This is a genomic window from Nonomuraea sp. NPDC023979, from assembly GCF_040639085.1.
GTDB lineage: Bacteria > Actinomycetota > Actinomycetes > Streptosporangiales > Streptosporangiaceae > Nonomuraea > Nonomuraea ceibae.
In genome coordinates, this window is the sequence record NZ_JBEZZG010000059.1 from 1 (window position 1) to 19,971 (window position 19,971).

Here is a 19,971-nt window from a genome sequence, read left to right on the forward strand (position 1 = left end):
TCCGCGTACGAGGAACTGGCCCTGGACGCGGCGCTGCACGGCGGCGCGGACCGGGTGCGTGACGCGCTGCTCGCCCACCCGCTGATCGGCCAGGAGCATCTGTCGGCCGAGCTGACCGGGCTGCTGCTGGAGGCGAACGGCGGGTACCTGTCGTGGTGATCATCGCGGTCGACGGCGGCAACAGCAAGACGGACGTCGTGGTGCTCGACCCGGGCGGGACGGTGCTGGCCAGAGGGTCGGCCGGGGCGTTCCTGCCGCAGAGCCAGGGCGTGGCGGCGGCCGTGGACGTCGTGGAGGAGGCGATCCGGCAGGCGCTGGGCCCGGACGCGGCCCCGCCGTACGCGGACCTGCTGACCGCCTACCTGGCGGGGGCGGACCTGCCGGTCGAGGAGGAGGCGCTGGCGGCCGAGTTCCGCGCGCGCGGGACGGCGGGCGAGGTCGTCGTCGCCAACGACAGCTTCGCGCTGCTGCGTTCGGGCGCGTCCGGGCCGAGCGGCGTCGCGGTGGTGTGCGGCGCCGGCATCAACGCGGTGGGCGTGTCGCCGGCGGGCGAGGTCGCGCGCTTCCCGTCGCTGGGCAAGCTCAGCGGCGATTGGGGAGGCGGCGGCGGCCTGTCCGAGGAGGCGCTGTGGCACGCCGTCCGGGGCGAGGACGGCCGGGGCGCGCCGACCGCGCTGACCCCGGCGATCGCGGCGCACTTCGGCACGCGGACGGTCGAGGAGGCGGTGATCGGCCTGCACGTCGGGCGGATCCCCGCCGAACGGCTCACGCGGTTCGCGCCGGCCGTGTTCGAGGCGGCCGAGGCGGGGGACGGGATCGCCCTCGGCCTGGTGACCCGGCTGGCCGACGAGGTCGTGGTCATGGCGGAGGTGTGCCTGCGCCGCCTCGGGCTGCTGCGGACGCCGACCGAGGTGGTGCTCGGCGGGGGAGTGCTGCGCGCGCGGATCCCGCTGCTGTCGAGGATGCTCGACGAGCGGTTCGGGGAGCGGGCGCCGCTGGCCAAGCAGGTGATCCCGCGGCAGCCGCCGATCGTCGGCGCGGCGCTGAACGCGCTGGACCGCGTGGGTGCTGGCGAGGCCGCCGAGGCGCGGCTGCGGGCCTCCTTCTGACGGATGGTTGACGTGCCCGAGGGCGTGAACCTATAGTCAGCCGCTAACCGTCTGGAAAGTATCCGGACGGTTAGCGGTAAGGAGCCACCCATGTCCACGACCCCCAGCCGACGTGAGGTTCTTCGACGGATCGGACTCACCGCCCTCGCGGCGGGCCCCGGCGCCGGGCTGCTCAGCGCGTGCGCCACCAGCCGATCCGCCGGTCCCGTCGCGGCGTCCCCGGCCGCGCCCACGTCGGCGGCCAACCCCCTCGGGGTGGACGCGGCCAGGCCGCTCGAAGTGGTGATCTTCAGCGGCGGCAACGGCGACGGGTACGCCACCGATCTGCACGAGGCCCTCTACAGCAAGGCGTACCCCAAGGCCAAGATCAACCACGTGCCGACGCAGAAGGTCGGCACCCAGCTCCGCCCCCGGTTCATCAGCGGCGACGCGCCCGACGTGGTCAACAACTCCGGCCCCGAGGCGCTCGACCTGCAGTCGCTGGTCGCCGAAGGGCACCTGGCCGACCTGACGCCGCTGTTCGAGGCGCCCTCGCTCGCCGACCCGGCCAAGAAGGTCCGTGACACGCTCGTCGGCGGGGTGTACGAGAACTCCCTGATCGACGGCGTGCCCCGGGTGCTGCAGTACACGGTCGCCCACCGCGCGCTCTGGTACAACGCCAAGCTGTTCGACAAGCGCGGCTGGCAGGTGCCCCGGACCTGGGCCGAGTTCAACGCCCTGGGCGAGGAGGCGAAGAAGGCCGGGATCGCGCTGTTCGCCTACCCGGGCCAGGTCGGCCCCTTCTATCAGCTGTGGAACCTCGTCTACAGCGCCGCCAAGATCGGCGGCAACAAGGTGATCATCGACATCGACAACCTGGCCGACGGCGCCTGGCAGGCCGAGCCCGTCCGGCAGGCGGTCGCCGCCTGGGCCCAGGTCCAGCGCGACTTCGGCGACAAGGCGTACTTCGGCCTCGACCACACCCAGACGCAGGTCAAGCACCTGAAGGACGAGGTGCTGTTCTACCCGTGCGGCTCCTGGCTGGAGAACGAGATGGCCAAGGACCGGCCCGAGTCGTTCGAGTACGCGATCGCGCCGGTGCCCAGCATCACCGCCGCCGACGCCATGCCGTACGAGGCGATCATGGTCGGCGTGAGCGAGGCGTTCTTCGTGGCCGCCAAGGGCGCGAACCCGCAGGGCGGCCTGGAGTACCTGCGCATGATGCTGTCGCGGGAGGGCGCGCGCGGCTACACCGAGATGACCAAGAACCTCACCGTCGTCAACGGCGTCGTCGACGGCCTGGAGCTGACCTCGGCGGTGCGCAGCGCGGCCAAGGCCCAGGAGGCGGCCGGCACGGACATCATCACCGACATCCGCTTCGAGGGCTGGTACAAGGAGCTGTTCGACCACGGCCAGGTCCAGACGAACTCGGTGATGTCCGGGCGCATCACGCCCAAGGAGTTCTGCGCGAACATGCAGAAGAAGGCCGACGCGCTCAAGGCCGACTCGGCGATCGCCAAGCAGTCCAGGAGCGTCTGAGCCGTGCGGCGGCACGGCTTCGTCGCGGGCTTCCTCCTCCTGCCCGTGGCGCTCTACCTGGTCTTCGTGATCAGCCCGTACGCGCAGGCGTTCCAGATCGCGCTGACCGACTGGCGCGGGGTGTCGGCGAACCTGAACTTCGTCGGGCTGGACAACTTCGAGCGGATGTTCGGCGACGACACCTTCTGGCAGGCCGTCCGCAACCACGCGGTGCTCCTGGTCACGCTGCCGGTGCTGACGATCGCGCTGGGCCTGGCCTTCGCCTACCTGCTCAGCGACTCGGCGGGCACGCCCGGGTCGCGGGTCTACCGGGTGATCTTCTTCCTGCCGCAGGTGCTGGCGGTGGCCGTGGTCGGCGTGCTGTTCAAGGCCGTCTACCGGCCGGACGCCAGCGGCGTGATCAACGGCGGGCTGGCCAGGCTCGGGATCGAGCCGGTCGGCTGGCTGACGGACCAGAACCTGGCGCTGTGGTCGATCATCGCGGTGATGGTGTGGCAGGCGGTCGGGTTCTACGTGGTGCTGTTCTCGGCCGGCATGGCGGCCATCCCTCGCGAAGTGTTCGAGGCGGCCGCGCTGGACGGCGCGGGGCGGCTGCGCACGTTCTTCTCCATCACGCTGCCGCTGGTGTGGGACACCGTCCAGGTCGCCTGGGTCTATCTGGGGATCGCCGCGTTCGACGCCTTCGCGCTGGTCAACGTGCTGTCGATGGAGCAGGGCGGGCCGGACGGGGCGACGAGCGTGCTGGCCACCGAGATCTACAAGAACGCCTTCGGCTACTCGCGGTTCGGGTACGCCTCGGCGCTGGGTGTGGCGCTGTTCTTCCTGACGCTCACGTTCGCCGCGCTGACGATGCGGGTCACCCGCCGCGAAAAGGTCGTGTACTGAAATGTTGCGAAAAATCCGCATCCACCAGGTCGGCATCCAGCTCGTCCTGGCGCTCTGGGCGCTGCTCATCGTCGCCCCGCTGCTGTGGACCCTGCTGGCCTCGTTCAAGAGCAACGCCGAGATCTTCGGCGACGCCCTGCAACTGCCGGGCGAGCTGCGCTGGGACAACTGGGCGCGGGCCTGGGAACGTGCCAACGTCGGCCGCTACCTGCTCAACACCGTCATCGTGGTCTTCTTCGGCGTGGCCGGCACCATGCTGCTCAGCTCCATGGCCGCCTACGTGCTGGCGCGCTACCGCTTCCCCGGCAACCGGCTGGTGTACTACCTGTTCGTCTCCGGCATGGCCTTTCCCGTCTTCCTGGCGCTGGTCCCGCTGTTCTTCGTGGTCGACGGGCTCGGGCTGCTCAACACGCACCTCGGCCTGGTCCTGGTGTACGTCGCGTACTCGCTGCCGTTCACCGTGTTCTTCCTGACGTCGTTCTTCCGGGCGCTGCCGGACGCGGTCGCGGAGGCGGCCATGATCGACGGCGCCTCGCACACGCGCACGTTCTTCCAGGTGATGCTGCCCATGGCCAAGCCCGCCCTGGTCAGCCTGACCATCTTCAACGTGCTCGGCCAGTGGAACCAGTATCTGATCCCGCTGGTGCTGCTGCCGGGGGACAAGGACCTGTGGGTCATCACCCAGGGCATCGCCGACATCTCGACCATCGCCGGCTACGAAGCCGACTGGCCCGGGCTGTTCGCGGCGCTGAGCATGACCGTGCTCCCCGTGGTGCTGATCTATATCGTCTTCCAGCGACACATCCAGTCCGGGCTGACATCAGGAGCGCTGAAGTAGGCATGTCCACGGGAAACCCCACCGTCTTCCGCACACTCAACGAACGCACCGCGCTCACCCTGCTCCTGGAGCACGGCGCGCTGACCCGCGCCGAACTGGAGACGCACACCGGCCTGTCGAAGGCGTCGGCCGCCGAGGTGCTGCGCAGGCTGGAGAACAGCGGGCTGGCCAGGAAAGCCGGCCACAAGCCGGGCAACGCCGGGCCCGCCGCGCAGATGTGGGCGCTGGACGGCTCGGCCGCCCGGGTGGCGGGCGTCGACCTCACGACGCGGTCGATCGAGGTGTCCGTCGCCGACCTGACCGGCCGCGTCCTGGGCGGCCACCGCACCGAGGCGACCGGCGACGCGCGGCTGCTGCTGGAGGAGACGCTGGCCGCGGCCGGCTTCCGCCTGGACGAGCTCGACCAGGTCGTGGTGGGGGTCCCGGGCATCGTCGAGGCCGAGGGGCGGCGGCTGCGCCAGGCCGTCCAGCTCGCCGGCTGGACCGGGCTCGACGACCTGCCCGGCCACGTGCGCCTGGAGAACGACGTCAACCTCGTCGCCATCCGCGAGCAGCAGGAGCACCAGGACGACAGCTTCGTGCTGTTCTGGGTGGGCGCCGGCGTCGGCGCCGGGGCGGTGCTGGACGGCACCGTCTGGCGCGGCGTCACCGGGCGCGGCGGCGAGGTCGGCTCCGTCATCGTGCCCGACCCGGTCAGCAAGGGCCGCGTCTACGGCCACGACGGCGGCCCGCTGGGCGCGCTGCTCGGCGCCGAACCGCTGGCCGCGCTCGCCGCCGCGCACGGGGTGACGGCCGAGCCGACCCTCGACGGCGCCGGCCGGGCGCTGCGCGAGGCCGATCCGCGGTTCCTGTCCGACGTGGCCGCCCGGGTCGCGCTCGGTGTGAGCGCCGCCATCGGCGTGCTCGACCCCGGCCTGGTGGTGCTGGCCGGCCCGCTGTGCATCGCGGGCGGCGAACCGCTCCGGGCCCTGGTCGCCGGCCGCCTGGCCGAAACCCCCCTGGTGCCCGTCACCGTCGCGCTGAGCGCCGTCGACGGCAACGCCGTCCTCGACGGCGCGCTGTGCTACGCCCTGGACCTGACCCGCGAGCGGGTCTTCCAAGCCGGTACGGCAGGCCGTACCGGCGAATCCCATCCCTAAGGAAAACGCTGATGTTGAGAACCCTCGTGATCGCCGCTCACCCCGACGAGCCCGAGATCTACGCGGGCGGCACCGCCGCGCTGCTGGCACGGGCCGGGCACGCGGTGAAGTTCCTGACGCTCACCAACGGTGACGCCGGGCACCACGAGATGGAACGCGGCCCGCTGGCCCGCCGCCGCGCGGAGGAGGCGTTCCGGGCGGCCGACGCGCTCGGCGTGATCGACTACGAGATCTTCCACGACGTGCACGACGGCATGCTGGAGCCGAGCCTGGAGATGCGGCTGCGCGTGCTGGCGCAGGTGCGTGGCTGGCGGCCGGACCTGGTGATCGCCCTGCACGCCGACGGGAGCGGCCATCCGGACAACCGGGCGGCCGGGCTGCTGGCCGAGCAGGCCGTCGAGTTCGCGATGACGCGCAACCTGGAGGTGGGCAAGCCGCCCCTGACGCGGATGCCGGTGTGCCTGCTGATGACCGACTACGCCTCGGCCCCGGTGCACCGGGCGGACGTGGTGGTGGACGTGGCCCCGGTGCTGACGGCCAAGCTGGACGCGTGCCTGGCCCATGCCTCGCAGTTCCTGGAGTTCGCGCCGTGGCAGCGGGGCTTCCTCGACAAGGCGCCGGAGCGGGGTGACGCCGAGGCGGGCCGGGCCTTCGTCCGCGAGCACTGGGCGGAGTTCGTCGGCCCGGAGACGTTCCAGTTCGCCGGCTACGGCAGGCAGGCAGGCCAGGACGAGATCGCGCGCCTCCTCGCCGGCGAGCGCTGACCCCACCGGCTGCGACGACGGCGGCCGGGCGGTCCGTGCCCGGCCGCCTCCGGCCGGCTAGCCGCGGGTGACCAGGGCCGCGATGTTCTCCAGGCGGACGATCTCCCCACCCGCGCCCCAGTTGCCCTCGGGGATCTCGTTGATGTGCACCCAGGCGGAGGTGGCCCGGCCGAACCGCTCAGGCTCCGGGTCGGCGTCCGCCAGCACCCGTGTGACGCGCTGGACGATGTCGAGGCGCTTGTCGTCGGTGAGCGAGCCGGCCGGGACCCCGACGCGCACCACGTAGCGCGGCTTCTCCCCGGCGGGCAGCTCGCGCCCGCCGATGAACCAGGCGTCGACCTCGTTCACCACGAGCCAGGAGATGGACCGGGCGACCTCGTTGTCGGGGGCGCCCTCGGCGATCATCACCTCGGACACCAGCCGCCCTCCGATCTTCTCGCGGCGCTCCTGGTCGAGCGAGCCCTTGGGGACGAACAGCTCCACGAACGGCATGGGTAAGTCCTTTCATTGAACTCTCTGTCGCCCGCAATGTAACGGCAGTGAGTTCAATCAAGCAACCCACTATGCTGGGGAGCATGCAACGGACCAGCTTCGCGGAGATGCACTGCTCGATCGGGCAGTCCCTGGAACGGGTCGGCGAATGGTGGACGCCGCTGATCCTGCGGGACATCCACCTCGGCCTGCACCGGTTCGACGACATCGCCGAGAACCTCGGCGTCTCGCGCAACCTGCTCACCCGGCGGCTGGAGGCCCTGATCGCCGACGGCATCGTGGAGCGCCGCGCCTACCAGGAGCGCCCGCCGCGCCACGCCTACCACCTCACCGAGGCCGGGCGCGAGCTCGTGCCCGTGCTGATGGCGCTGATGGCCTGGGGCGACAAGTGGGCGACCCCGGCGGGCGGCCCGCCGGTGCTGCTGGAGCACGACGCGTGCGGCGCCCGGTTCACGCCCCGGGTCTGCTGCTCGGAGTGCGGGCAGCCGGTGACGGCCACCGACGTGACGGCCCTGCCGGGCCCGGGCGCCGCCTCCGGCCCCGGCACCCGGGTGCTGGCCCGCCGCAGCGGCCTCGCGCCGGAAGAATCATGACCCTCAAGATCTTCATATTTCGGGATCTCCATGCTTATGCTCTGGGCAGTCCCGGAAGTGATCAACCTGGAGGCGCTCATGAAGAAGATGACCATTCGCCGGAAGAGTGACCTTCGCCTGCTGGCCGGCGCCCGCCGGATCTGGTTCGAGTGGTGCTGGTAGCAGCCACCCCGGCGGGCGTCCCCGGGCGCCCGCCCCTGCCCGGACCGGCCTAGGGAGACCAGCACACCGGTGAGCACGGAGCCGCACCGCTACGACTGCCATCGCGCTCACGGGCCGTACGCCGGGGTCGCGCGGTTCCTCGCCCGGATCGCTGGGGAGCGTCCCAAGCTCGCCGCGCGGCACGAGGTCGAGCTGCACGCCATCGCCCCGTGGCTCGGCCGCGCCGCCCGCCCGGCAGCGGAGGAGGAGCCGATCAGGTTCCACCCGGCCCGCCGCACCGCCTTCCTGGCGTACGGGGCGGCCGAGCTCGTGGCGGCCTGGGCCGGCGCCCTCCGGCAACCGGTCACGGTACGCTTCGACCACGTGGCCGGCGCCGACGAGACCACCGCCGAGCTCCTGGCCGCGCTGGCCCACAGGGACGTCCCGGCGCTGCGCCTGGACCTGCGCGACGGCGGCGACCCGCCACCCGTCACGGACCCGGCGCCGGACGCGTTGCGCACCGCCCTGGGCGACAGCCTGGCGCGCGGCTTCTACCACCACGCGGCGCGCGTCGCCCGGCGCGGCCGTGAGCTCGTGAGCCCGGGGGGCGACCTGCGGCACTGGTGGTCGTTCACCACCGGCCTGGCCACCGCGCTGGCCGCCCTGGACCGGGCCGCCGAGGCCCTGGAGCTCTACGACGAGGCGCGGGCGGCGACCGGCGACACCAGGATCCTCATGTCGGCCGCGTACTCCACGGCCATGCTCCACGCCCGGCACCTGCCCGGCGCCGCCCAGGACCCGCAGCGGGCACTCCACTGGCTGGAGCGGGCGCTGAGCCTCGCCGCGACCCTGGACGACCCGCGCGAGCGGGTCGTCTCCACCGTCTTCTACGAGCAGGGCGTGGCGCTCCTGCACGCCAAGGCCGGCGAGCCCGCCCGCGCGCTGCGCCTGGTCGACGACGGCCTGGCCAGGCTGTCAGCCGTGCTCGCCCCCGGCGAGCTGCCGCAGCACACGGCCCGGCTGCTGCACAACCGGGCCCAGGTGCACCTCGCCCTGCGCGACCCGGCCCGCGCCCTGGCCGACCTCGACACCGTGATCGAACAGGACCCCGGCAACTGCGAGTACTACGCCGACCGGGCCGCCCTGCACCGCGCCGCCGGCCGCGCCCGGGCCGCGATCAAGGACTACGACGCCGCGATCCGCCTCGGCCCGCACCTGCCGGAGGCGTACTACAACCGGGCCGTGCTCGAACAGGAACGCGGCCGCCTCGACCGGGCGCGCGACGACCTCCAGCGGGCGCTCGCCGTCGCCCCCGGCCACCTCGACGCCCGGATCGCCCTGGTCAACCTCCAACTGGAGACCGGCCTGCTGGACGCGGCCGAGGAAGGCGCGCGCGCCGGGCTGGAGCTGGCCCCGCACGAGCCCGCGCTGCTGTGCACGCTCGGGCTCATCCGCTCGGAGCGCGGCAGCCACGACGAGGCCGACGCCCTGCTCACCCGCGCCCTGGAGGGCGACCCGGACCTCGTCGAAGCCTGGACGAACCGGGCGGCCGTCCGCTTCGAACGCGGGGACGCGGCGGCCGCCGTGGCCGACCTGGACCGGGCCGTGGCGCTGTCGGCTGCGCCGGTGCCGCGCTACAACCGCGGCATGGCGCTCATGCGGCTCGGCCGCTGGGACGAGGCCGCCCGCGACTTCACCGACGCGCTGTCCCAGCCCGGTCTGGACCGCGGGCTGCGCGGCGACCTGCGTGCGGAGCTGGCCCGCTGCCGCCGCGAGGCGGCCCGCTGACCGGCCCTGGACACTCTTGACGAAACCGTTGACATGATCGGTTCCCTCGGAGAACATCCAGGGAGAATTCGTACCCAGCTTGATCAACAGCGCGGGCGCCACGGGGTTCCGAGCCCCGCCGCGCGGCTTCCCGGACGATCGCCGGGCACTCTCGCGCTCCTCGAAAAGCCGCATGCACGTCCACAGAAGGCCGACCGTTCACCCACCCCCGAGAACTCCATCAAGCCGATGTCGAGGAGCATACGGTGCAGAGCGAGAGGGACGGTTCCGCACGCCTGGCCATCAACGGCGGCGACCCGGTACGGCACGACCCCTGGCCGACGTACGACAAGGGGGCAGTCTTCGTTCACCGCGAGGACGAGGAAGCCGCGCTCCGCGCGATCCGCAGCCATCTGTACTTCCGCTACGACTACCGACCCCAGCAAGAGACCGAGTGCGGCCGATTAGAGGCCGAGCTGTCGCGCTACTTCGGCACCAGGCACGCCCTGGCCGTCTCCAGCGGCACCACCGCGATCGCGCTGTCCATCATGGCGGCCGGCATCCCGCCCGGCTCGCTCATCGCCTGCCCAGGCTTCACGTTCGTCGCCACCCCGAGCGCCATCGTGCTGGCCGGCTGCACGCCGTTCCTCGTCGAGGTGGACGAGGACCTGCACCTCGACCTCGACGACCTGCGCGCCCGCTGGAACCCGGAGATCAAGGCGATCCTCGTGGTGCACATGCGGGGCTTCGCCGCCGACATGGCGGCCGTGACCGCGTTCGCCGCCGAGAAGGGCGTGCCGGTGTTCGAGGACGCCGTGCCCGCCCTCGGCGCCGAGCTGGACGGGCGCAAGCTCGGCACGTTCGGCCTGGCCGGCGGGTTCAGCACCCAGTCCGACAAGTCGCTCAACTGCGGCGAGGGCGGCTTCCTCGTCACCGACGACAGCGAGCTGTTCGCCCGCGCCGTCGTGCTGTCCGGCGCGTACGAGGGCCGGCTGAAGCGGCACTTCCCCGGCGGCGACCCGCCCATCGACACCGACCTGGACCTGCCGCTGCTCAGCTTCCGCATGGACGAGATCCGCGCGGCGCTGCTGCGCTCGGAGCTGGACCGGCTGCCGCTGCGCCTGAAGTGCTTCCACGACAACTACACCTACGTGTCGGAGGCGCTCAAGGACGTGCCGGGGATCGCCGTGCGCCGGCCGGTCGCGCCCGGCGCGTTCCTGGGCGAGGCGTTCATCTTCCGGGTGCCCGGCGGCGACGCCGGCTGGTTCGCCGACGCGCTGTGCCATGAGGGCGTCGGCGCGCGCAACCTCGGCTCCGACCGCGACACCAACGTGCGCGTCTTCTGGAACTGGCGCTTCCTGTTCCGCGGCCAGGACGTGGCCTCGATCCAGGCGCTGCTGCCCCGCACCACCCGCTACCTGCGGGAGGCCGTGGACGTGCCGCTGTCGTCGTCGCTGTCGGTGGAGGACTGCGACCACCTGATCGAGGCCGTGCGCAAGGTGGCGGGCTCGTGAGGCCACGCGCCCTCGCCGGCATCTTCGGCGGCCTGTTCGCCGGTTACGTGGGCCTGGCCGCCGCGATCCCGGTGCTGCCGAGCTTCGTCACCGACAGGTACGGCTCCACCGGCTTCACCGTCGGCGTCGTCGTCATGGCGACCGCGCTGACGGCGCTGCTGGTCAGGCCGGTGGCGGGACACCTGGCCGACAGGTACGGGCACCGCCGCGTCATGCAGGCCGGGGCGCTGATCGTGGCCGTGGGAGGCGCGCTCTACTACGCCCCGATCGGCGTCGCGGGCCTGGTCGCCGACCGCCTGCTGCTCGGCGTCGGCGAGGCCGCGCTGTTCACCGCCGGGGCCGTCTGGACGGTCTCGCTCGCGCCGCACAACCGGCGCGGCCAGCTTGTCGGCCTGTACGGCGTCAGCATGTGGGGCGGCATCGCGGCCGGGACGTTCCTCGGCGCCGCGCTGTCGAGCCACGGCTACGGGACGGTGTGGGCGTTCAGCATCGGCATGGGGGTGATCGCGCTCGCCCTGGTGAGCTCGGCGCCCGCCCCCGCCCGGCCCGACCGGGCGAGCGGCGGCGGCCTGCTGCTGCGGCCCGCGCTGCTGCCCGGCACCGCCCTGGCGCTGGCCGCCGCCGGGTACGCGGGCCTGGCCGCCTTCGTGGTGCTGCACCTCCAGGCGCGCGGCATCGGCTCCGGCGTGGCCGTGCTCAGCGGGTTCAGCCTGGTCTACGCGAGCACCCGGCTGGTCATCGGCCACCTGCCCGACCGGGTGGGCCCGCGCCGGATGGTGATCTGGTGCGGCGCGGGCGAGGCCGCCGGGCTGGTGATCATCGCGGTGGCGCCGAACCTGCCGCTGGCCGTGCTCGGCGGCGTGGTGATGGGCGTCGGCTTCTCCCTGCTGCACCCGTCGCTCGCCCTCATGGTCATGAACCGCACCGACCCGGCCAAACAGGGCGCCGCGCTCGGCGCGTACACGTCCTTCTGGGACCTTGGGCTGGCCGTGTGGGGGCCGCTCATCGGCGTGGTCGCGGGCGGGCTCGGCTACCCGGCCGTCTTCCTGGTGGGCGCGGCCTGCGCCGTGGCGGCCGTCGGCGTGGGCCTGTGCGTACGCCGGCCCGTCACGCTGCCCGCGCCCACGAGCTGAAGGAGAGAGCGTGGACACGATCAAGGTCCTCTGCGTCACCGGCTGGTGCCGCAACGGCAGCACCATCATCGGCAACGTCCTCAACGAGATCCCCGGCTTCTTCCACGTCGGCGAGCTGCACTTCCTCTGGAAGAACGGCGCCGGCCTGGGCGTGAACAACCTGTGCGGCTGCGGCAGCGCGCTCACCGAGTGCCCGATCTGGTCGCGGATCCTGCCGCTCGGCAACCCCGGCGGGCTCCCACTGGCCGACTTCGCCGCCACCGTCATCCGCCGCCAGCGCGCCTGCGTGCGCACCCGGCACACCTGGCGGGTGCTCGGCCGGGGGCTCGACGGCGACGACATCAGGGCCCACGCCGACCTGATGACCCGCACCTACCACGCCGTCGCCGAGCGCACCGGCTCGCGCGTCATCGTCGACACCACCAAGATCCCAGGCGAGGCGGCGCTGCTGCCGTACCTGGACGGCATCACCCCCTACTACGTGCACCTCGTGCGCGACCCGCGCGCCGTCGCGCACTCCTGGAGACAGCCCAAGCAGTACGTCTACGCCATGTCCTCCTGGATGAGCACCGCCTACTGGCACGGGTTCAACCTGGCCTCCCACGCCATCACCCGCCGCTTCCCGCAGCGCTCGCTCTTCCTGCGCTACGAGGACTTCACCACCGACCCGGAGGCGACGATCGACGCCCTCGTCCGGCACTGCGACGCCGGCCCCGCCCCCAACCCGGTACGCGACCGCACGGTCGAGCTGCACACCAACCACACCGTCACCGGCAACCCCGACCGCTTCCGCACCGGCGCCACCGTGATCCGCGACCGCGACGACACCTGGAAGGACACCCTCACCCGGCCCGCCAGGCTCGCCGCCGTCACGCTCGCCACCCCGCTCTTCAGCCGCTACGGCTACAGCTACGGCGGCACGCTGGCAGGCGGGGCCCGGCCGAAGGAGAACCATGGATCTCGGGCTTGACGGCAAGGTCGCGCTCGTCGCCGGCGGCTCCAGCGGCCTCGGCCTGGCCACCGCCGCGGAGCTCGCCCGCGAGGGGGCGCACGTCGCGATCGGCGCCCGCGACCGGCCCCGGCTGGAGTCGGCCGCCCGCGAGATCGAGCGGGTGGCGCGCGGGCGCGTCCACGCCACCGGCGTCGACATCACCGACAGGCAGGCCGCCCGCCGGTGGGTCGGCACGGTCGCCGCCGAGCTTGGCGCCCTCCACGTCGTGGTCGTCAGCGGCGGCAGCCCGCCCATCGGCCCCGCCTCCGGGTTCGAGGTGGAGGACTACCAGGCGGCCGTGGACAAGGTGCTGATGCCCGCGGTCAACCTGACGCTGGCCGCGCTGCCGCACCTGAAGGCCGCCGGGTGGGGGCGGCTCGTCTATGTGGCCTCCGAGACGGCCACCACGCCGATCCCGCCGCTGGCGCTCTCGGGCGTGACCAGGGCCGCGCTGCTGCGCTTCGCCCAGGCGCTGGCCTCGGACGTCGGCCGCGACGGGATCACCGTCAACGTGATCGCGCCCGGCCACGCCCGCACCCCGCCCATCGAGCGGATGGCCGCGAGCCTCGGCGGCGACGTGGAGGAACAGCTCGCCCGCATGGGCCACCACAGCGCCCTGGGCCGGATGGCCCGCCCCGAGGAGGTCGCCGCCGTGGCCGCCTTCCTGGCGAGCGAGCGCGCCTCGTTCGTCACCGGCGCCGTGCACGCCGTCGACGGCGGCGCCGCCGTCACCGGACCCGACCTGCCGCACCTCACCCGAACGCGCAAGGACACCAACACCTGAAGGAGCCCCAGGGATGTCGACCACCTACACCGAGCAGGACGTCGGCGACTTCTTCGACCGGACCACGCAGACCTATCTGAGCTTCTGGGACAGCGAAGGCGTCCTGCACACCGGCTACTTCGCCGGCGAGAACGACGAGGACTACCGGGCGGCGGCCGAGCGCACCTCCGAGCTCATGGCGGCCGAGGCGGGCATCGACGGCTCGTCGCACGTGCTGGACGTCGGCTGCGGCTGCGGCAACTTCCTCATCCACCTGGCCACCCGGCACGGCTGCCGGGGCGAGGGGCTGGACCTGAGCCTGGAACGGGTCAGGTTCGCCAGGCAGCTCGCCGACCCCGCCCTGGGCATCGAGTTCCGGCACGGCTCCGCCACCGCCATGCCGTACGAGGACGGCACGTTCAGCCACGTGGTCAGCCAGGACGCGCTCTTCCTGGTGCCCGACAAGCCGCGCAGCCATGCCGAGATCTTCCGCGTGCTGCGGCCCGGCGGCGTGTTCGCCTTCTCCGACTTCCTCCAGCCGAAGAAGGAGATCGGCGAACGGGCCCGCAGGCACGTCTACGACCGGGTCAGGTGGAGCAGCGGCTACTCGCTGGTGGAGTACCAGGCCGAGCTGGAGCGCAGCGGGTTCGAGATCCTGCTGGCCCGCAACCTGGAGAGCCACATCAGGCAGACCTACCGCGTGCTGGGCACGACCGCCCGCGAGCGCGCGCGGACCACCGAGGACCCCGCGGCCAGGGACTGGATGCTCGCCTTCGCCGAGTCGTGCGGCGAGATCCAGGTCGCCATCGACCAGGGCGAGTTCGGCTGGGGAGTGTTCGTCGCCCGCAAGCCTCACCGGAGGACGTCATGAAGCAGGAGATCAAGCGCACGATGGCCGAGGTCGTCGCCCAGCGCAAGCAGGAGATGTCACCCGGCCGCAGGTTCGCCGAGGCGTGCGCCGACAAGGGGCTGGAGGCGGCCGTCGAGTACGACGTGACCATCACCGACTCGCTGACCAGCTCGCGGCGCAAGCCCCGCTACCCGGCCCGCAACATGCTCAAGGTCGTCGACCTGTCGAGGGACCCGCGCCGCTACTACTGGCACGAGAGCCCGCCCGCCCCCGGCGACCCCGAGGTGTTCGAGGCCGACGTGCGCCGGGAGGCGGCCAGCCGCTTCCACCGCTCCGAGGTGCCCGAGCTGCTCCCCACGACCGCCTGGGTCCAGGTGCCGCCCGGCCTGTGGGAGGACCAGGAGACGTTCGAGTCGTTCGTCAACTACCGGCTGATCGTCCGCCTCGCCACGGCCGAGAACAACACGATCATCCGCGGCCCCGGCGGCCTGCTGAACCTGCCGGGGATCGCCCGCATGACGTCGAAGGGGCCGTTCGCCTCGACGATCCTGGCCGCGTGCAACGAGGTCGAGCAGATGGGCGGCACCGCCGACGGCCTCATCATCAACCCCGTCGACTACTACACGTTCATGGGCGAGGGCAGCCTGATGGACGACGTCGAGCGCAACGGCGTCTTCATCGTCAGGACCCGGCTGGTCGAGCCGGGCACGGCCGTCGTCGGCGACTTCGGGCACGGCGCGCTGCTGTTCGACGCCGGACGCTCGGTGATCCGCTTCGCCGAGCCGCCGCCCGGCACGTTCGCCGAGCCCGGCATCGCGCTCATGGCGGAGATCTACGAGCGCGTGGTGATCAACCTGCCGACCAACTTCTTCGTCGTGAGCCTGTAGATGCCGGACGTGCTGGTCGTCGGCGGCGGTGTCGCCGGCCTGTTCTGCGCCTACTACCTGCGCAGGGCCGGCGCCACCGTGACCGTGGTCGAGCGCGGGCCGATCGGCGGCCCGCAGTCGTGCTCGCACGGCAACACCGGATTCGTCGGCACGCAGGGCGCCGCCCCCCTGGCCGAGCCCGGCGTGCCCGCCCTGGGGCTGCGCTGGCTGCTCGACCCGCGCAGCCCGTTCTTCATCAGGCCGCGCCCCGACCCGGCGCTGATCGCCTGGCTGTGGCGCTTCCGCCGCCGCTGCACCGAGCGGGCGGCCGGGGAGGCGTTCCGCGTCCTGCTCGACATGAAACAGCGCAGCCTCGCCATCCTGCGGGAGCTGTGCGGCGATGACACGCTCACCGCCCGGGGCATGGTGATCGCCTTCCGGACGCCGCAGGGGTTCGACCGGGCCCGCCGCACGGTCTCCCGGGCGAACGCGTCCGGGGTGCCGCTGCGCGTGCTCGAACCCGGCGAGCTGAGCACGCTCGAACCCGGCGTCGAGTTCGACATCAGCGGCGCGCTCTACAACGAGGAGGGCGCCTACCTGCGCGTGCCCGAGTTCGTCACCGAGCTGGCCGCGACGCTGGCGGGCATGGGCGTCGAGCTGCTGGAGGACACCGACGTGCTGGACCTCGAGGTCGCGGGCCGCCGCGTCCGGCAGGTGCGCACCTCGCGCGGCGACCTGCGGCCCGGCACCGTCGTCATCGCCGCCGGCGCGTGGTCCGCGGCCCTCGCCCGCAAGGCGGGGCTGAAGCTCATGCTGCAGCCCGCCAAGGGCTACTCCGTCACGCTCAAGAGCCCCGGCGGCGCCCCCCGCCGGCCGGTGCTGCTCAGCGAGGGCAAGGTCGCCATCACCCCGCTCGGCGACCGCCTGCGCCTGGGCGGCACCCTCGAACTGTCCGGCATGGACACCACGATCTCGCGCCGCCGGGTGGACGGCATCCTGCGGACCGTGCGCGACCACCTGCCCGCCCTCGACACCACCGCGACGCCGCAGACCTGGAGCGGCCTGCGTCCCTGCACCCCCGACAGCCTCCCGTACATCGGGCGGGCCGAGCCGTACGAGAACCTGGCGCTGGCCTGCGGGCACGGGCACATCGGGCTCGGCCTCGCGCCCGTCGGCGGCAAGCTGCTCGCCCAGCTCCTGGCCGGCGAGACCCCCGACCTCGACCCCGCCCCCTTCCGCTACGGCAGGAGGTTCCAGTGAAGCCGATCGGCGTGCTCTGCCTGGAGACCACGTTCACCAAGATCCCCGGACACATCCGCAACCCCGCCACGTTCGGCTTCCCGGTGATCTACGAGGTCGTCGAGGGCGCGACGCCGGAACGGGTGGTCACCCAGGCCGACCCCCGGCTGCTCGACCCGTTCGTCGAGGCGGCGCGCAACCTGGAGGCGCGCGGCGCCGCGGCCGTCACCGGCGCCTGCGGCTTCCTCGTGCTCTTCCAGGAACGGCTCGCCGGGGCGGTCGGCGTGCCGCTGTTCTCCTCCAGCCTGATCCAGCTCCCGATGATCCACCGCATGCTCATGCCGCACCAGAAGGTCGGCCTGCTCGTCGCCAAGGAACCCGCGCTCACCGGCCGCCACCTGGCCGCGATCGGCGGCGAGCACGTGCCGGTGTGCGTGACCGGGATGTCCGAGCAGCCCGAGTTCCGCGAGGTGATGCTGGAGGGACGGCGCGACGCCCTCGACGCCGACCGCCTGGAACGCGAGGTGCTCGGCCAGGTGCGGCGGCTCGCCAAGGACAACCCCGACATGGGGGCGCTGCTCATCGAGTGCACCGACCTGGTGCCGTTCGCGCACGCGATCCAGGCCGAGACCGGGCTGCCGGTCTTCGACATCGTCACGCTCACCACCATGGTCCACGCCACCCTCGACCGCCGCCCCTACCGATGAGGCACGAACGGGCGAGACCGCCGCCCCTGTCGGTGAGGCATGAACGGGCGGGACCGCCGCCCCTACCAGTGAGGCATGAACGGGCAGGACCGCCGCCCCTGCCGGTGCGGCATAAACGGGCGGGCCGGAAAGTTGTGCACGTGCGTGAACGTTGACCACGATCTCCGGCTCGGCCTGCACCCGCTCCTCGCGGACCGGTTCAGCCCGTCCGCGTTCGACCCGGCGGGCGTCGTCGGCGACGAGACGCTCGCGCTGCTGCTGGAGGCCGCGCGGTGGGCGCCCTCGGCGGGCAACTCCCAGCCTTGGGCGTTCCTCCCGGTCCGCCCCGGCGAGCCGGACCACGCGCGGGTCACCCGGTTCCTCGCCCCCAGCTCGGCGCGGTGGGCCCCGGCCGCCGGGCTGCTGATCGTGAATCTGGCCCGCCGCCACGTGGACGACACCGACCTGGTCTACTCGGAGTTCGCCGACTACGACCTCGGCCAGGCCGTGGCCCACCTGACCGTGCAGGCCCAGGCGATGGGCCTCACCTGTCACCAGTTCCGCGCCTTCGACAAGGACGGCCTGACGGCCGAGCTGCGCCCGAACCCCGGCTGGACCGTCCTGACGATGACCGCCGTCGGCGTCCCGGCCGACCGGGGGCAGCCCGTACGGAGGCGGCGCAGCGTCGCCGAACTCCGCTCCGCCCCCTGGAGCGACGGCCCCTGCAGCGACGGCCCCTGACCGCCGCGCCGGGCAGCCGGGCCGCCACACCGGGCTGCCGGGCCGGGCCGGCCGAAAACCTGGTGCCCGCCGCCGGTCCGCTGGTGTGTGATCGGCGGCATGACGATCGAGCTGAGCGAGCCCGGGACCGGCGGGCTGGACGGGATCGTGGCCGTGCTGCGCGCGTGGCAGCACGAGGGCGCGCCGATGCAGTTGCATCCGGGGGATCTGGGCTGGTTCTGGCGGTTCGGCGCGGAGGCGACGGCCGCGGCCGTCCGGACGTGGAGCCGCGGCGGGCGGATCCTCGCCGTCGGCCTGCTGGACCATCCCCGGCTGCTGCGGCTCGCCGTAGCGCCGGACGCCCGGCGCGACGGCGAGCTGGCCCACCGACTGGCCTCGGACCTCGGCGATCCGGGGCGCGGGGTGCTGCCCGCCGGGACGGCGAGCGTCGAGGCGCCGGCGGGCGCCCTGGTCAGGGACCTGCTGGACGAGGACGGCTGGCAGGCGGGTGAGCCGTGGACGCCGCTGCGCCGCGACCTCACCGCGCCGGTGCCCGGCCCCGGCGTGCGGGTGGTGGAGGTCACCCCTGATCAGGTGCCCGAACGGGTGGCCGTCCAGCGGGCCTCGTTCGACGGGTCGACGTTCACGGAGGCGGCCTGGCACGCGATGGCCGCCGGCTCGCCGTACGCCGGCGCCCGCTGCCTGGTCGCCTACGACGAGCGGGGCGACGCGGTGGCGGCCGTGACCGTCTGGCCGGCCGGCCCGCACCGGCCCGGCCTGCTCGAACCGCTGGGCGTGCACCGCGACCACCGAGGCCGCGGCCACGGCGCCGCGATTGTCCGCGCCGCCGCCGCGGCGCTGCGCGAGCTGGGCTCCTCCAGCGCGGTCGTGTGCACCCCCAGCTCCAACACCGCCGCCGTCGCCACCTACGGGTCGGCCGGCTTCGACCGCCTCCCCGAGGTCCGGGACCTGTGCCGGCCGCCCCTATGAGGGGTTCTGCTCCGTGGACTGGTCCATGACGTAGAGGGTCGCGCCGCCCGGGTCCCGGTAGGTGGCCTGGAAGCCGCCGGGGATCTCCGACGGCGCTTCGACCACGGTCAGCGACTCCGGGCGGGCGGCGTGGAACGCCTCGACGCTCTCGACGACGAACACCGGCCCGACCGGGGCGGCCGGGTCGTGGGCGTCGAGCATGAGCTGCACGTCGGTGCCCGGCAGGGCCAGGGCCACGGTCGCGTCGCCCTCGCGCCAGCTCTCGGTGAAGCCGAGGCCGTCACGGTAGAGGCCGAGCGACGCCTTCAGGTCGGCGGTGGGGACGAACAGGAACTCCAGCTTCACGGCGCATCCTTCCGGATTCCGGACGTAATTGGATTTCCTCTCACCATAACGGCATTATGTACGGGTGCGCGAATGGATCCCCGTATCGACCTCCCCGAGGGGCAGGCTCGTACTCGCAGCGGTCAAGGAGTTCGGGGCGCGCCCCTTCGACGAGGTCACGGTCGCCGACCTGGCGGCGGCGGCCGAGGTCACCACGGGCGCCCTCTACCACCACTTCGGCAGCAAGCTCGGCCTGTACGCCTTCGTCCGGGACGACGTCGAACGGCGCCTGCTGGACCGGATGGAGGGCGCGATGGCGGCCACGGGGCCCGGGCCGGACCGCTCGGCGGCCGTCACCGCCGCCCTGCTGGTCGGCCTGGACTTCGCCGTACGCGAGAACTTCCTGCGCATCCTGGGCGAGCCGCCCCAGGATGCGGAGCGCGACCGGCTGGCCGAGCTGCTCGGGCGCGGCGACCTGCCGTCGGCGCCGCTGCTGGGCCGCGTGCTCGCGGCGGCCTGGCGCGCGGCCCTGGCGGCGGTCGCCGAGGGCGCCGAGCCGGAACACGCCCGCGCCGCCCTCGCGGCCCTCAGGCCGCACACCCCCTGACGGACCCGCCGCCCGGGACGTCGGGCGAATCGCCCGCTCAGG

Annotated in this window: 22 protein-coding genes; 20 read left to right on the forward strand and 2 right to left on the reverse strand. The window is 73.1% G+C overall.

Features of this window, described 5'->3' with window-relative positions:
• Positions 1–152 precede the first annotated feature (152 nt).
• From AB0G11_RS47645 to AB0G11_RS47670, 6 genes are all read left to right on the forward strand, one after another.
• A complete protein-coding gene (locus tag AB0G11_RS47645; RefSeq protein ID WP_357593818.1) occupies positions 153–1,109 on the forward strand; it encodes a BadF/BadG/BcrA/BcrD ATPase family protein in 957 nt (318 codons plus the stop codon).
• 90 nt (positions 1,110–1,199) lie between these two features.
• Positions 1,200–2,627, forward strand: coding sequence for an N-acetylglucosamine/diacetylchitobiose ABC transporter substrate-binding protein (gene ngcE, locus AB0G11_RS47650; protein ID WP_357593820.1), 1,428 nt, complete (start codon positions 1,200–1,202; stop codon positions 2,625–2,627).
• A 3-nt stretch (positions 2,628–2,630) separates the two neighbouring features.
• Positions 2,631–3,512 (forward strand): sugar ABC transporter permease, encoded by an 882-nt coding sequence (locus AB0G11_RS47655; RefSeq protein WP_357593822.1) that lies wholly within the window; start codon positions 2,631–2,633, stop codon positions 3,510–3,512.
• Between the two features lies 1 nt (position 3,513).
• The gene (locus AB0G11_RS47660) at positions 3,514–4,350 is read left to right on the forward strand and encodes a carbohydrate ABC transporter permease (protein WP_219518094.1); all 837 of its coding nucleotides are present in this window, start codon (positions 3,514–3,516) and stop codon (positions 4,348–4,350) included.
• 2 nt (positions 4,351–4,352) lie between these two features.
• The gene (locus AB0G11_RS47665) at positions 4,353–5,489 is read left to right on the forward strand and encodes an ROK family protein (RefSeq protein WP_219518093.1); all 1,137 of its coding nucleotides are present in this window, start codon (positions 4,353–4,355) and stop codon (positions 5,487–5,489) included.
• Positions 5,490–5,500: 11 nt separating this feature from the next.
• Positions 5,501–6,253: a PIG-L family deacetylase gene (locus tag AB0G11_RS47670; RefSeq protein ID WP_357593824.1), complete on the forward strand. Its 753-nt coding sequence runs from the start codon at positions 5,501–5,503 to the stop codon at positions 6,251–6,253.
• Between the two features lie 57 nt (positions 6,254–6,310).
• Here the strand turns inward: AB0G11_RS47670 and AB0G11_RS47675 are convergent, their stop codons facing one another.
• Positions 6,311–6,745: a tautomerase family protein gene (locus tag AB0G11_RS47675; RefSeq protein WP_219518089.1), complete on the reverse strand. Its 435-nt coding sequence runs from the start codon at positions 6,743–6,745 to the stop codon at positions 6,311–6,313.
• Between the two features lie 83 nt (positions 6,746–6,828).
• Between AB0G11_RS47675 and AB0G11_RS47680 the strand changes: the two genes are divergently transcribed.
• The 13 genes from AB0G11_RS47680 (at position 6,829) to AB0G11_RS47740 (ending at position 18,998) form a co-directional block, all read left to right on the forward strand.
• Positions 6,829–7,338, forward strand: a complete 510-nt coding sequence (locus AB0G11_RS47680; protein ID WP_219518087.1) for a helix-turn-helix domain-containing protein — start codon at positions 6,829–6,831, stop codon at positions 7,336–7,338.
• A 36-nt stretch (positions 7,339–7,374) separates the two neighbouring features.
• Entirely contained in the window at positions 7,375–7,500 is a 126-nt protein-coding gene (locus AB0G11_RS47685) for a hypothetical protein (protein WP_281427500.1), read from the forward strand.
• A gap of 69 nt (positions 7,501–7,569) precedes the next feature.
• Positions 7,570–9,267, forward strand: a complete 1,698-nt coding sequence (locus AB0G11_RS47690; RefSeq protein ID WP_357593826.1) for a tetratricopeptide repeat protein — start codon at positions 7,570–7,572, stop codon at positions 9,265–9,267.
• 245 nt (positions 9,268–9,512) lie between these two features.
• Positions 9,513–10,760, forward strand: a complete 1,248-nt coding sequence (locus AB0G11_RS47695) for an aminotransferase class I/II-fold pyridoxal phosphate-dependent enzyme (RefSeq protein ID WP_308126208.1) — start codon at positions 9,513–9,515, stop codon at positions 10,758–10,760.
• Complete coding sequence (locus tag AB0G11_RS47700; protein ID WP_357593828.1) at positions 10,757–11,893, forward strand: MFS transporter; 1,137 nt, start codon at positions 10,757–10,759, stop codon at positions 11,891–11,893. The genes AB0G11_RS47695 and AB0G11_RS47700 overlap by 4 nt, the downstream gene beginning before the upstream one ends.
• Positions 11,894–11,903: 10 nt before the next feature.
• Positions 11,904–12,863, forward strand: coding sequence for a sulfotransferase (locus AB0G11_RS47705; protein WP_219518083.1), 960 nt, complete (start codon positions 11,904–11,906; stop codon positions 12,861–12,863).
• On the forward strand, positions 12,847–13,668 hold the full coding sequence (locus AB0G11_RS47710) for an SDR family oxidoreductase (protein WP_357593830.1): 822 nt from the start codon (positions 12,847–12,849) through the stop codon (positions 13,666–13,668). Before AB0G11_RS47705 ends, AB0G11_RS47710 begins: the two co-directional genes overlap by 17 nt.
• A gap of 13 nt (positions 13,669–13,681) precedes the next feature.
• Complete coding sequence (locus AB0G11_RS47715) at positions 13,682–14,518, forward strand: methyltransferase domain-containing protein (protein WP_357593832.1); 837 nt, start codon at positions 13,682–13,684, stop codon at positions 14,516–14,518.
• On the forward strand, positions 14,515–15,384 hold the full coding sequence (locus tag AB0G11_RS47720; protein WP_219518076.1) for a family 3 encapsulin nanocompartment shell protein: 870 nt from the start codon (positions 14,515–14,517) through the stop codon (positions 15,382–15,384). Before AB0G11_RS47715 ends, AB0G11_RS47720 begins: the two co-directional genes overlap by 4 nt.
• Positions 15,385–16,623, forward strand: coding sequence for an FAD-dependent oxidoreductase (locus tag AB0G11_RS47725; RefSeq protein ID WP_357593834.1), 1,239 nt, complete (start codon positions 15,385–15,387; stop codon positions 16,621–16,623).
• A complete protein-coding gene (locus AB0G11_RS47730) occupies positions 16,620–17,309 on the forward strand; it encodes an aspartate/glutamate racemase family protein (protein ID WP_357593836.1) in 690 nt (229 codons plus the stop codon). The genes AB0G11_RS47725 and AB0G11_RS47730 overlap by 4 nt, the downstream gene beginning before the upstream one ends.
• Before the next feature lie 144 nt (positions 17,310–17,453).
• Positions 17,454–18,029: a nitroreductase family protein gene (locus AB0G11_RS47735; RefSeq protein WP_219518070.1), complete on the forward strand. Its 576-nt coding sequence runs from the start codon at positions 17,454–17,456 to the stop codon at positions 18,027–18,029.
• A 99-nt stretch (positions 18,030–18,128) separates the two neighbouring features.
• Complete coding sequence (locus tag AB0G11_RS47740) at positions 18,129–18,998, forward strand: GNAT family N-acetyltransferase (protein WP_357593838.1); 870 nt, start codon at positions 18,129–18,131, stop codon at positions 18,996–18,998.
• Here the strand turns inward: AB0G11_RS47740 and AB0G11_RS47745 are convergent.
• Positions 18,993–19,343 (reverse strand): VOC family protein, encoded by a 351-nt coding sequence (locus AB0G11_RS47745; RefSeq protein ID WP_357593839.1) that lies wholly within the window; start codon positions 19,341–19,343, stop codon positions 18,993–18,995. The two genes, AB0G11_RS47740 and AB0G11_RS47745, sit on opposite strands and share 6 nt — an antisense overlap.
• 64 nt (positions 19,344–19,407) lie before the next feature.
• Between AB0G11_RS47745 and AB0G11_RS47750 the strand changes: the two genes are divergently transcribed.
• Positions 19,408–19,929 (forward strand): helix-turn-helix domain-containing protein, encoded by a 522-nt coding sequence (locus tag AB0G11_RS47750; protein ID WP_357593841.1) that lies wholly within the window; start codon positions 19,408–19,410, stop codon positions 19,927–19,929.
• Positions 19,930–19,971 lie beyond the last annotated feature (42 nt).